The 11,476-nt window shown below is 65.9% G+C and carries 13 protein-coding genes; 3 read left to right on the forward strand and 10 right to left on the reverse strand.

The annotated features are described in order from the left end of the window. Window positions 1–22 precede the first annotated feature (22 nt). Window positions 23–697 (forward strand): metalloregulator ArsR/SmtB family transcription factor, encoded by a 675-nt coding sequence (locus tag FCE95_RS10995; RefSeq protein ID WP_137267060.1) that lies wholly within the window; start codon window positions 23–25, stop codon window positions 695–697. 273 nt (window positions 698–970) lie between these two features. Here the strand turns inward: FCE95_RS10995 and FCE95_RS11000 are convergent, their stop codons facing one another. From FCE95_RS11000 to FCE95_RS11045, 10 genes are all read right to left on the reverse strand, one after another. Further along, entirely contained in the window at window positions 971–1,669 is a 699-nt protein-coding gene (locus tag FCE95_RS11000; RefSeq protein WP_137267061.1) for a hypothetical protein, read from the reverse strand. 102 nt (window positions 1,670–1,771) lie between these two features. Further along, window positions 1,772–2,395, reverse strand: a complete 624-nt coding sequence (locus FCE95_RS11005) for a hypothetical protein (protein ID WP_137267062.1) — start codon at window positions 2,393–2,395, stop codon at window positions 1,772–1,774. A gap of 66 nt (window positions 2,396–2,461) precedes the next feature. Then, entirely contained in the window at window positions 2,462–3,829 is a 1,368-nt protein-coding gene (gene accC, locus FCE95_RS11010) for an acetyl-CoA carboxylase biotin carboxylase subunit (protein WP_137267063.1), read from the reverse strand. A 10-nt stretch (window positions 3,830–3,839) separates the two neighbouring features. After that, window positions 3,840–4,319 carry an acetyl-CoA carboxylase biotin carboxyl carrier protein gene (accB, locus tag FCE95_RS11015; RefSeq protein WP_137267064.1) on the reverse strand — a complete coding sequence of 160 codons (480 nt, stop codon included), beginning with the start codon at window positions 4,317–4,319 and terminating at the stop codon, window positions 3,840–3,842. Between the two features lie 66 nt (window positions 4,320–4,385). Further along, on the reverse strand, window positions 4,386–4,832 hold the full coding sequence (aroQ, locus tag FCE95_RS11020; protein WP_137267065.1) for a type II 3-dehydroquinate dehydratase: 447 nt from the start codon (window positions 4,830–4,832) through the stop codon (window positions 4,386–4,388). Window positions 4,833–5,117: 285 nt separating this feature from the next. Continuing rightward, a complete protein-coding gene (locus FCE95_RS11025) occupies window positions 5,118–5,714 on the reverse strand; it encodes a TlpA family protein disulfide reductase (protein WP_137267066.1) in 597 nt (198 codons plus the stop codon). Further along, window positions 5,714–8,188 carry a protein-disulfide reductase DsbD gene (locus FCE95_RS11030; protein ID WP_137267067.1) on the reverse strand — a complete coding sequence of 825 codons (2,475 nt, stop codon included), beginning with the start codon at window positions 8,186–8,188 and terminating at the stop codon, window positions 5,714–5,716. Before FCE95_RS11030 ends, FCE95_RS11025 begins: the two co-directional genes overlap by 1 nt. Beyond that, window positions 8,188–8,514: a divalent-cation tolerance protein CutA gene (gene cutA / locus FCE95_RS11035; RefSeq protein ID WP_223266860.1), complete on the reverse strand. Its 327-nt coding sequence runs from the start codon at window positions 8,512–8,514 to the stop codon at window positions 8,188–8,190. Before cutA ends, FCE95_RS11030 begins: the two co-directional genes overlap by 1 nt. Window positions 8,515–8,576: 62 nt before the next feature. Next, window positions 8,577–8,972, reverse strand: coding sequence for a type II toxin-antitoxin system death-on-curing family toxin (locus FCE95_RS11040; protein ID WP_137267069.1), 396 nt, complete (start codon window positions 8,970–8,972; stop codon window positions 8,577–8,579). Further along, the gene (locus tag FCE95_RS11045; protein ID WP_137267070.1) at window positions 8,969–9,196 is read right to left on the reverse strand and encodes an AbrB/MazE/SpoVT family DNA-binding domain-containing protein; all 228 of its coding nucleotides are present in this window, start codon (window positions 9,194–9,196) and stop codon (window positions 8,969–8,971) included. The genes FCE95_RS11040 and FCE95_RS11045 overlap by 4 nt, the downstream gene beginning before the upstream one ends. Window positions 9,197–9,404: 208 nt before the next feature. On the opposite strand from FCE95_RS11045, the gene FCE95_RS11050 reads away from it, so the two are divergent. Both FCE95_RS11050 and groL read left to right on the forward strand, forming a co-directional pair. Next, window positions 9,405–9,692: a co-chaperone GroES gene (locus tag FCE95_RS11050; protein ID WP_137267071.1), complete on the forward strand. Its 288-nt coding sequence runs from the start codon at window positions 9,405–9,407 to the stop codon at window positions 9,690–9,692. 130 nt (window positions 9,693–9,822) lie between these two features. Then, window positions 9,823–11,463: a chaperonin GroEL gene (gene groL / locus FCE95_RS11055; protein WP_137267072.1), complete on the forward strand. Its 1,641-nt coding sequence runs from the start codon at window positions 9,823–9,825 to the stop codon at window positions 11,461–11,463. Window positions 11,464–11,476: the final 13 nt, after the last annotated feature.

Below are 11,476 nucleotides of genomic sequence, written 5' to 3' on the forward strand. Positions count from 1 at the left end.
ATGCTTCGTTCAATATCGAACTATGGATGCAGGCCCCTCCCTGGCCCGAATCGCCGCCTTGATCGGCGACCCGGCGCGCGCGCTGATGCTGGCCGCGCTGATGGACGGCCGCAGCCGCACCGCGGGCGAATTGGCGCAGGCGGCGGGAATCACGCCGCAGACCGCCAGCGCGCATCTGGCCAAGCTCGCCGATGCGGGTTTGCTGGCGATCGAGAAGCAAGGGCGGCACCGCTATCACCGGCTCGGCAACGGCGACGTGGCGCATGCGCTGGAAGCGCTGATGGCCGTATCGGCCGCGCCGCTGAAAACGCCGCGCCTGGGGCCCGCCGACGCGGCGCTGCGGCATGCGCGCACGTGCTACGACCATATGGCCGGCGAAATCGCGGTCGGCCTGGCCGAGCGCTGGCTCGGCAAAGGTTGGATCGAAGGCGAAGACGGCGAATGGCGGCTCACCGCTTCGGGTCGGCGCGGATTCGCCGCGCTCGATATTCCGCTGCCGGACGAATCGCAGCGGCGCCCGTCGCTGCGGCCGTGCTTGGATTGGAGCGAACGGCGTCCGCATCTGGGCGGGCAGCTCGGCGCCGCCGTGCTCGAATCCCTGCTCGCGCGCGATTGGGTGCGCAAGCGGCGCGGCTCGCGCGCGTTGCTGCTCACCGACGAGGGCGTGCGTGCGTTGGCGCGTTGGCGCCAGCGCTAAAGTCGGCCGCGGCTTTTTGTAGGAGCGGCTTTAGCCGCGAGCTTTATCCCGCAAAAAAATCGAGCCGAACCCGCGATTCGCCGAAAAGAGCTCGCGTCTGAAGCCGCTCCTACAAAAGCGGGACGCGACGCTCGGCTTTCCGCCGCTCCTGCGCAGCATTGCAGACAGGTCGGCCCCGTCTTGCAGCGACTTTGTAGAGTCGAGCAGGCTCGACTCTACAAAAGCAAAAAAGCCGGCGCAGGGCCGGCTTTTCGGGTTGCTCGGCAGACTAAGTCAGTTGCCGACCAACTGCACCGCGTCGATGTAGCTGTAGTCGTTTTCGACGTTGTTGGCGAAGGTGATCTTGGCGCCCTTGGCTTGGTACGCCGTCGGCTCGAACTTGCGCACGATCCAGGTGCGCGGGCCGCGCTCGTCCTGCTTGCTGTCGCTCAGGCCCGACCAGACCGCATGCGCGTTGCCGTCGGTGTCGATCAGCTCGATCTTGGTGATGCCTTCCACGCCGTGGCCGGTTTCCAGGGCGATGCGGACTTCGGTGGCGCTGACGGGCTTGTCGAAGCCGGCTTCCAGCCAGTCGAAGCCGACGTTCTGGTTTTTATTGCTCCACGTTTCGCCGTTGACCGGACCGGTCGCCTGCCAAGGCGTGTAGCTGCCGTGGTCGTCGGCAGCGGGAGCGGCGTCGTAGCCGTAGCTGGAACTGGCCTTGGCGGAAGTGGCCCACTGCGCTTTGGCGTCGTTGATGTAGCCGTCTTCCATGGTCGCGTAATCGAGCTTGGCCTGTTGCGCGGCGCGCTCGGCATCGGCTTCGCTAGTCGCGGCGGCGGGCGCTGCAGGCGCGGCGGCCGGAGCGGCTGCGTTCGCATCGGCGGCGGCGGTTTCCGGCGCCGCGGCCGGCGCGGCGTCTTCGGCTTGTTTCTTGCAGGCGGTCAGGGCCAGCGGGGCGGCGACGGCGAGGGCCAGCAATGCGCGTTTCATCGGGCGAAATCCTTGTGTGGTCCGATCGTGGGATGGATGGGCGAAAAACGCGCTCACCCTACAACGGAACCGGGGGCAAAGGAATGCGGCGGGCGGACCCGGCTAGGGGAATCTTTTCTGCAGCAGAGTCCAGAGTTTCCGGGCGGCTTCATCCGCGGCGGAATCGCAGTTGCGGGCGCGCGCGGCGTAGCGACCGTGTACGCAGGCCTCCAGGAATACCGGTCGACCGTCGAAGCAGTCGACGTCGCGTTGCTCCGCCAGCCACAGCGCCGGTTCCGCCCACGCTGCGCGGATCGGTTCTAGTTCCGCTTTCTGCAACCAGTATCTCCGCGGCGCGAAGGCGGGAGCCTGCGCCTCGTCTCGCGCATCCGGCGGAGGCGGGCGCAGAGGAAAGCTCGCGTCTTCGATCGTGACCTGGATCTGAGAGCCCTGCACAAGCAGATCCAAGCGCCACATCCTGGCGTCGGGTTTCAACAATGGATCGCCGATGACGGCGCGATAGCGCTCGGAAGCGCCGTCGGAATCGTAGCTGCCGCAAGTGCGCGTCAATGCGTCGTCTTCGGGCATCGAGTCGGCGACGAACAGCAGACGGCGCGCAGCGAATCCCGAGGCATCCATGCCGTCGGGAGGCATGGGTATCCAGCTCTCATCGATCTTGGTCGCAAGAGCCTTGGGTTGGGGACGCGAAATCCAGGCGATGGCGGCGACGGCGAGCGCCGCGCCCAACGCCGCCCACCCGATCCGAGCCATGCTCAATTGCATCAGGACTCCCGCCTGCCCCGCGGACGCGGCTTACACGATCGACAGCGACTTGTCTTTCCGCTCCGCCAACCGCTTCTCGAGGTAGTGGATATTCTGCCCGCCCAGCTGGAAACCGCCGTCGGCCAGGATCCGCTGCTGCAGCGGGATGTTGGTCTTGATGCCGTCCACCACCATCTCGCTCAGCGCCACGCGCATGCGCGCGATCGCGGTGTCGCGGTCGGGGCCGTGCACGATCAGCTTGCCGATCATCGAATCGTAGTTGGCCGGCACGCGATAGCCTTCGTAGATATGAGAATCCACGCGCACGCCGGGACCGCCGGGCGCGTGGAAATGCTTGATCAGGCCGGGCGAGGGCAGGAAGGTGTCCGGATCCTCGGCGTTGATGCGGCATTCGATCGCGTGGCCGGTCAGCACGATGTCGGATTGCTTGATCGACAGCTTGTGGCCGGCGGCGATCATCAGCTGCTCGCGCACCAGGTCGATGCCGGTGACCAGTTCGGTCACCGGATGCTCCACCTGGATGCGGGTGTTCATTTCGATGAAGTAGAAGCGGCCGTTCTCGTACAAAAACTCGAACGTGCCGGCGCCGCGGTAGCCGATGCGGATGCAGGCTTCCACGCAGACCTTGCCGATCTCTTCGCGCTGCTGCGGCGTGATGCCGGGCGCCGGCGCTTCTTCCACCACTTTCTGGTGGCGGCGCTGCATCGAACAGTCGCGTTCGCCCAAGTGGATGGCGTTGCCCTGGCCGTCGGCGAGCACCTGGATCTCCACGTGGCGCGGGTTCTCCAGGAACTTCTCCATGTAGACCATGTCGTTGCCGAACGCGGCCTTGGCTTCGGTCTTGGTGGTCAGGATCGCGGCGTTGAGGTGCGCTTCGGTATGGACCACGCGCATGCCGCGGCCGCCGCCGCCGCCCGCGGCCTTGACGATGACCGGATAGCCGATCTCGCGCGCGATCTTGATGTTGGCCGTGGCGTCGTCGCCGAGCGGGCCGCCGCTGCCAGGCACGCAGGGCACGCCGGCCTCTTTCATCGCGCGGATCGCTTCGACCTTGTCGCCCATCAAGCGGATCGTCGCGGCTTTCGGACCGATGAAGATGAAACCGGATTGCTCGACGCGTTCGGCGAAGTCGGCGTTCTCGCTCAAGAAACCGTAGCCGGGATGGATCGCCTGCGCGTCGGTCACTTCCGCCGCGGCGATGATCGCCGGCATGTTGAGATAGCTCTCGCTGGACGCGGCCGGGCCGATGCAGACCGACTCGTCCGCCATCGCCACGTGCTTCAAGTTGCGGTCGACGGTGGAATGCACGGCGACGGTCCTGATTCCCAACGCATGGCAGGCGCGCAGTATCCGCAGCGCGATCTCGCCGCGGTTGGCGATGACGACTTTATCCAGCATCGCGCGCGCCTCAGCCGATCACGAACAGGGGCTGGTCGAATTCGACCGGCTGTCCGCTCTCGCCGAGCGCGGCCAGTACCGTGCCGGAGACATCCGCCTCGATCGGGTTGAACATCTTCATCGCTTCGATGATGCCCAGCGTCTCGCCGGCCTTGACCGTCTGGCCGACGGTGACGAACGCCGGCTTGTCCGGGCTGGGCGAGGCGTAGAACGTGCCGACCATCGGCGAGCGCACCACGTGGCCGTCGGGCAAATCGGAAGGCTTGGCGGTGCCGCCGGTGGCCGCTTCGGTGGGCGAGTGCATCGGCATCGGCGCGGCGGCCGCCGCTTGCGCGGGCGCAGCGATCATCGTCGGCGCCGGGGCGTAGGCCACGCTGCCCTTGGGCGTGCGCGCCAAGCGCACCGATTCTTCGCCTTCCTTGATCTCGATTTCGGCGAGATTGGACTCTTCCAGCAGGTCGATCAGTTTCTTGATTTTTCTAAGGTCCATGTCGGCCTCGATAGGGTTTTGTCTTTTTTCGCCCTCTCCACTGCGGAGAGGGCGGGATGAGGTGCGTCAGTCGCCCGATTCCAGCTTTCTCATGGCCGCCGCCAAGGCCAGTCCGTAGCTCAACGGCCCGAAGCCGCAGACCACGCCGACGGCCAGGTCGCTGAAATAGCTGGTGCGGCGGAACGGCTCGCGGGCATGCGGGTTGGACAGGTGCACTTCGATGAAAGGGATGGCCACGGCTGCCAGCGCGTCGCGCAGGGCCACCGAGGTGTGGGTGAAGCCGGCCGGGTTGATCAGGATGAAGTCGGTGTCGTCCTCGCGGGCGGCTTGGACTCGGGCGATCAGCTCGTGCTCGGCGTTGGACTGGAAGCTTTCCAGCTCATGGCCCTTGGCCAGGGCCCGGGTGGCGAGATCGGCGTCGATCTCTTCCAAGGTCGCATGGCCATAGATCTCCGGCTCGCGGGTGCCGAGCAGGTTGAGGTTGGGGCCATGCAGGACCAGCAGCTTCGCCATCGCCAGGCTCGGTAAGCGAGGCGCGCAGTCTGCGCGATCGCGCCGATGCTGTCCAGTTCGCCGAAGTTCGGCCGGATTCGCGAAAATTGAACGCCTGTTTGAATTGCGTACCGAATCACGCTTGCGTCGATGGCCCGGCGGTGCGGCGGGCGTAGGGCGGGCTTTAGCCCGCCATTGCCATTTTCCAGTCGCTGCAGACCCTGCGGCGAAATTGATGACGGTCTTTCATTCCGCCGGGGCGCCTGTCGAAGCGGGGGAGATGGCAATGGTGGGCTAAAGCCCACCCTACTGCTTCGCCCACTCGGCGATTTCGCCGTGCTCAAAGGGCCCGATCCGCTGTTTTAGCAAGCGGCCGTCGGCCGAGACCAGCACCGAATAAGGCAGCACGCCCTTCGGATTGCCCAGCCGGACGCCGGCGTCGGCCGGGCCGGCGGCGTCGAGGAAGAGGGGGTAGCCGACCGGGATCTTTTTCAGGAACTCGCGCACCGCGGCGTCGTCGTCCAGAGCGATGCCGATCACCTGCACCCCATTGGCGCCCTGTTCGGCGTGGAATCGCTGCAGTTCCGGCATTTCCTCGATGCAGGGTCCGCACCAGCTGGCCCAGACGTTGATCAGCAACGGCCGGCCGGCATAGGCCTTCGGCAGCTCGACGGCCTGGCCGTCGAGACCGGACAAGGCGAAAGCGGGCACCGGTTCGCTGCGCTTGGCTACTTTCAGGCCCGTGGGCGTCGGCGGCGCGGTCGCCGACAGCACGCTTTGCGCGGCGCGCTGGCCGATCTCGGTCTTCAGCAGCGGTCCCGGCCCGTTCGTCAGCAGCGACGCGGCCACGCCCAGCGCGCCCGCGACCACGGCGACCAACACGATCTTGGCGGTATTGCCCATCAGCGCGCCTGCGCGCTGCGCTGGACGAAAGCGTCGGCTTTTTCGAAACCGACCAAACGCAATTCGCGCCGTTCCGCGCCGTCGGCGAAGAACAAAGTGGCCGGCGGGCCGATGATGCCGAAGCGCTTCATCAGCGCCTGATCGAGGTCGTCGTTGGCGGTGACGTCGGCTTTCAACAGCACGAAATCGGCGAGCGCGGCGTGCACGGCGGGTTCGGCGAAGGTGTACTTCTCCATTTCCTTGCAGGACACGCACCAGTCGGCGTAGAAATCGAACAGCAGCGGCTTGCCGGCGGCGCGCGCGGCGGCGAGTTCGCGGTCCAGGTCGGCCGACGATTTGATCATGCGGAACGGCAGCTCGCGCGTTTCGCGCTTGCCGCCGATCGCGCCCGCGAGGGGTTGCAGCGGATCCTTGCCGCCGGCCATCGCGCCCAGCAGTTCCGCCGCGCCGACCACCGCCAGCAGCAAGCCGAAGAAGCGCGCGATCCAGCGCGTGCGCTCGCCGCTATCGGGCCGCGCCAGCGAGAACGCCCAGGCCGCGACGGCCAGCGCCAGCACGCCGTACAAGGCCAACGTCGCCGCGCCGGGCAGGATCCGCGACAGCATCCAGATCGCCAAGCCGACGAAGACGAAGCCGAACACGCGCTGCACCGCCGTCATCCACGGCCCCGAAGTCGGCATGCCGCGTCCGGCGGCCACGCCGAAGGCCAGCAGTGGCGCGCCCATCCCCATCGCCAGCAGGAACAAGGCCGCGCCGCCGAACACCGCGTCGCGGGTCTGGCTGATGAACAGCACCGCGCCGGCCAACGGAGGCGCCACGCAAGGGCCGACGATCAGCGCCGACAGCATGCCCATCGCCGCCACGCCCCACAGCGAGCCGCCGCGCTGCTTGTCGCTGATCGCGCCGAGCTTGGCGCGCAGGAAGGCGGGCAATTGCAATTCGTACAAGCCGAACATAGACAGCGATAGCGCGACGAACAGCGCTGCGAAGGCAACGATCACCCACGGTTTCTGGAACGCGGTTTGCAGATTGGCGCCCGCGCCCAGCAACCCGGCGAGTACGCCGGCGACGGTGAACACCACCGCGCTGGCCAGCACGTAGACCAACGACAGCGAAAACGCGCGCATCGCGCCGACCCGCTCGCCGCGGCCGGCGATCAGGCCGGAGAGGATCGGGATCATCGGCAGCACGCAAGGCGTGAACGCCAACAGCAAGCCTGCGACGAAGAAGCCGAGCAGGGCGAGCCAACGGTGCGAGCCGGCGAGCGCGGCGGCGAGGCGGCTGTCTTCGGCTTGCGAGGCGGCGTCGCCGCTCTGTTCTTTTGTAGAAGCGGCTTCAGCCGCGAGCTCTTTCTCAGGAACGATAGGCGTGGGGGTCGCTTCTTCCTGTTGGGAAGAGCTCGCGGCTGAAGCCGCTCCTATAGAAGCCGCTCCTGCAAGTGCGGCTTGGTCGTTTTTCGAAGTTGCGGCGCCCGCCGGAATCGATAACGCCACCGTGCGCGTCATCGGCGGATAGCAGATGCCGTCGTTCTGGCAGCCCTGGAAAGTCGCGGTCAACGTCGCCTTGCGCGCGTCGGCCACGCTGCGCGCGAGCGGCACCGGCAAATCGATTTGGTCGAAATAGACGACCACATCGCCGAAATGCTCGTCGCGATGCGCCACGCCTTTCGGCCACGCGGGCTTGCCCAGCATCACACCATCGGCGCCCTCGAGTTTCAGCGCCGTCTTGTCGCGGTACAGGTAATAGCCCTTCGCAGGCGTGAAGCGCAGCAGCAGCGCGTTGCCGCCGTCGGCGATGGCTTCGAATTTGAATGCTTGCTCGGGCGGCAGCGGCAACGCATCGGCGGCGCCGTTCGCCGCGATGCCTTGCGCGGATGCGCCGCCCGCGCCGAGCGATTTGCCGAAAGCGGAGAAGCCCGCGTCGCCGCTGTTGCTTTTTGTAGGAGCGGCTTCAGCCGCGAGCGGTTGATTTTGAGATTGCGCGGAGCTCTGATCGGAAGAGCTCGCGGCTGAAGCCGCTCCCACAGAACCCGATCCCATAGGCAAGCTCACCGATAGCGTGCGCGTCTGCGGCGGATAGCACACGCCCAGATCCGCGCAGCCTTGGTATTTCACCTTCAGCGAAACCTGGCGCGCCTGCCCGATCGTCGCTCCCGGCAGCGTCGCGACCAATTCGCCGCGATAGGTTTCCACCGGGCCGAAGAATTCGTCGGTGTGCTTCTTGCCGTTCGGCAGTTGCAACGGCTTCGCCTGGAATCCCGTGGCTTGCACGGAGATGCGGTGGCGGTACAAGTAATAGCCGTCGGCGATCTTCCAGCGCAATTGGATGCGATCGGGCGCGGGCGCGTTCGCGCTGAGCGCGAAGGCTTGATCCACCGGCAACAGATCGTCCTCGTCGACCGCGCCGGCCGGCAGAGCCGCGGCCGCAGCCAACGACAACAGGAAGGCGGCCAAGCCGCGCACGCGCAACGCCATCATCGATCCTCTTCGCGCGTCTGCGCCGCGATCCAGTCCAGGTAGGCGGGCCATCCGCCCGCCGTTTCGACCGCGATCACTTCGGGGAGTTCATAAGGATGCAGCTCGACGATCCGCTCCGACACCCGCTTCAGCCGGTCCGTTGTCGTTTTGATCAGCAGCAGGGTCTCTTCGGCGCTTTCGATTTTGCCCTGCCAGCGGTACACCGAACGCATGCCGGACAGCAGGTTCACGCAGGCCGCCAGCCGCTCTTCCACCAAGGCCGCGGCGATGCGGCCGGCGGTTTCAGGATCGGGGCAAGCGCAGAGGCAGACCAGGGCGGACAAGTTATTTCGCCGGCGGAAAGGGCGTATAGGGTAGCCGACGGCGTATTCGCAGGCTTCCGAGCTTATTCCGACCGGGCCAGGTGCGCCCTGAGCCAGTCGGCGAGCTCCGTCTCGCCGACATCGCCGGCGGCGAGCGCGAGCAGTTCGCGCACGCATTCGACGTTGGAAGCCGTCAGCTGCCATCCGTTGATGTTGAGGAAGGTTTCCATCGCCACCAAGGCGCTGCGCTTGTTGCCGTCGACGAAAGGATGGTTGCGGGCGATGCCGAAACCGTACGCGGCCGCGAGAGTCGCCATGTCTGGCGGGGGCTCGCCGTAGCTCCACAATTGCTGCGGGCGGGCCAAAGCGCTGGCCAGTAGCCCCTCGTCCCGCACGCCTACCGCTCCGCCATGTTCGGCGAGCTGGTATTCGTGCACGGCGACGATCAGTGCGGTTTCGAGCCAAACGGGCTCGTTCATTTGGCGAGTTCGCGCAGTGCGTCGCGGCGGCGGCGCATGACTTCCTCGGCGGCCTCCATCTGCCGCGCGAACTCCGGGTCGTACTGGCTGATCCGGTAGCCGTCCGGCGCTTCGGTCAGATACAGCAGGTCGCCTTCGCGCACGCGCAGCTTGGCCAGCACGTCCTTGGGCAGGATCACGCCGACGGAGTTGCCGATGCGGCTGAGTTTGAGAGTCGAGGTCATGATTCCACTGTGCCGGATCCGATGTTATTACGCAAGTTATAACATCAAAAATCGCTAAAGACCTCTTGAAAGCCCGCCGCCGCCGCCCCACATCCCAGCAATCCCGGCGCGCCGGGTTTTTTCGGTCCCCGGCGTTGGCAGTCGTCATATTCGACTGCTAAAATCGCTGGTCCATCCCGTTACGAATCAGCCACTTAAGAGGGTCGCAATGAATCTCAAGCCGCTCTACGACCGCGTGGTCGTCAAGCCGATCGAAGCCGACGAAGTCTCCGCCGGCGGCATCCTGATCCCCGACAACGCCAAAGAGAAGCCGACCAAGGGCGAAGTGATCGCCGTGGGCGAAGGCAAGGCGCTGGACAACGGCAACCTGCGTGCGCCGAAGGTCAAGGTCGGCGACAAGGTCATCTACGGCCAGTACTCGGGTTCCTCGTACAAGCACGAAGGCACCGAATACAAGATCGTGCGCGAAGACGACATCCTCGCCGTCCTCGGCTGATCCCGCTTTTTGTAGAGCGGAGCTTGCTCCGCTGCTTTTAGTCAAGCTCGAAACAAGAGCAGCGGAGCGAGCTCCGCTCTACACAAGAAAAGAGCAACCGCAATAAATTTCTAATTCTGGAGTTAGTCCCATGGCTGCCAAAGAAATCCGTTTCGGCGAGGACTCGCGCGCACGCATGCTGCGCGGCGTCAACATCCTCGCCAATGCCGTCAAGGCCACCCTCGGCCCGAAGGGCCGCAACGTCGTGCTCGAGAAGAGCTTCGGCGCGCCGACCATCACCAAGGACGGCGTCTCCGTCGCCAAGGAAATCGAACTGGCCGACAAGTTCGAGAACATGGGCGCGCAGATGGTGAAGGAAGTCGCTTCCAAGACCTCCGACAACGCCGGCGACGGCACCACCACCGCGACCGTGCTGGCCGCGGCGCTGATCCGCGAAGGCATGAAGGCGGTCGCCGCCGGCATGAACCCGATGGACCTCAAGCGCGGCATCGACAAGGCCGTACAGGCCGCCACCGCCGAGCTGAAGAACCTGTCCAAGCCCACCGCCGACGACAAGGCGATCGCCCAGGTCGGCACCATCTCGGCCAATAGCGACGAGTCGATCGGCAACATCATCGCCGACGCGATGAAGAAGGTCGGCAAGGAAGGCGTGATCACGGTCGAGGAAGGCTCGGGCCTGGAGAACGAGCTGGACGTCGTGGAAGGCATGCAGTTCGACCGCGGCTACCTGTCGGCGTACTTCGTCAACAACCAGCAGTCGATGTCGGCCGAGCTGGACGACCCGTACATCCTGCTGCACGACAAGAAGATCTCGAACGTGCGAGACCTGCTGCCCGTGCTGGAAGGCGTGGCCAAGGCCGGCAAGCCGCTGCTGATCGTCGCCGAAGAAGTGGAAGGCGAAGCGCTGGCGACCCTGGTGGTCAACACCATCCGCGGCATCGTCAAGGTCTGCGCGGTGAAGGCGCCGGGCTTCGGCGACCGCCGCAAGGCGATGCTGGAAGACATGGCGACGCTGACCGGCGGCACCGTGATCTCCGAGGAAGTGGGCCTGTCGCTGGAGAAGGCCACGATCAAGGATCTGGGCCGCGCCAAGAAGATCCAGGTCACCAAGGAAAACACCACCATCATCGACGGCGCCGGCGACACCGCGTCGATCGAAGCCCGCATCAAGCAGATCAAGGCGCAGATCGAAGAGACCTCTTCGGACTACGACCGCGAGAAGCTGCAGGAGCGCGTGGCCAAGCTGGCCGGCGGCGTGGCGGTGATCAAGGTCGGCGCCTCGACCGAGATCGAAATGAAGGAAAAGAAGGCCCGCGTCGAAGACGCCCTGCACGCGACGCGTGCGGCGGTGGAAGAAGGCGTGGTCCCGGGCGGCGGCGTCGCGCTGATCCGTTCGCTGGCCGCGCTGAAGGACCTGAAGGGCGCCAACGAAGACCAGAACCACGGCATCCTGATCGCCAAGCGCGCGATGGAAGCTCCGCTGCGCGAGATCGTCACCAACGCCGGCGAAGAGCCGAGCGTGATCTTGAACAAGGTCGTCGCGGGTAGCGGCAGCTTCGGCTACAACGCCGCCACCGGCGAGTTCGGCGACATGGTCGAGATGGGCATCCTGGACCCGACCAAGGTCACCCGCACCGCGCTGCAGAACGCCGCTTCGATCGCGGGCCTGATGATCACCACCGAAGCGATGGTGGCCGAGGCTCCGAAGAAGGACGAGCCGGCGATGCCGCCGGGCGGCGGCATGGGCGGCATGGGCGGGATGGACTTCTAAGCCGATCCGTCAT

It is taken from the genome of Luteimonas gilva (assembly GCF_005239095.1).
Lineage (GTDB): Bacteria > Pseudomonadota > Gammaproteobacteria > Xanthomonadales > Xanthomonadaceae > Luteimonas_C > Luteimonas_C gilva.

Bases quoted from the DNA above. Each gene is read 5' to 3' on its own strand.
- FCE95_RS10995 (WP_137267060.1), top strand. From the start codon at position 23: ATGGATGCAGGCCCCTCCCTGGCCCGAATCGCCGCCTTGATCGGCGAC.
- FCE95_RS11000 (WP_137267061.1), bottom strand. From the start codon at position 1,669: ATGAAACGCGCATTGCTGGCCCTCGCCGTCGCCGCCCCGCTGGCCCTG.
- accC (WP_137267063.1), bottom strand. From the start codon at position 3,829: ATGCTGGATAAAGTCGTCATCGCCAACCGCGGCGAGATCGCGCTGCGG.
- accB (WP_137267064.1), bottom strand. From the start codon at position 4,319: ATGGACCTTAGAAAAATCAAGAAACTGATCGACCTGCTGGAAGAGTCC.
- aroQ (WP_137267065.1), bottom strand. From the start codon at position 4,832: ATGGCGAAGCTGCTGGTCCTGCATGGCCCCAACCTCAACCTGCTCGGC.
- FCE95_RS11025 (WP_137267066.1), bottom strand. From the start codon at position 5,714: ATGGGCAATACCGCCAAGATCGTGTTGGTCGCCGTGGTCGCGGGCGCG.
- FCE95_RS11030 (WP_137267067.1), bottom strand. From the start codon at position 8,188: ATGGCGTTGCGCGTGCGCGGCTTGGCCGCCTTCCTGTTGTCGTTGGCT.
- FCE95_RS11040 (WP_137267069.1), bottom strand. From the start codon at position 8,972: ATGAACGAGCCCGTTTGGCTCGAAACCGCACTGATCGTCGCCGTGCAC.
- FCE95_RS11045 (WP_137267070.1), bottom strand. From the start codon at position 9,196: ATGACCTCGACTCTCAAACTCAGCCGCATCGGCAACTCCGTCGGCGTG.
- FCE95_RS11050 (WP_137267071.1), top strand. From the start codon at position 9,405: ATGAATCTCAAGCCGCTCTACGACCGCGTGGTCGTCAAGCCGATCGAA.
- groL (WP_137267072.1), top strand. From the start codon at position 9,823: ATGGCTGCCAAAGAAATCCGTTTCGGCGAGGACTCGCGCGCACGCATG.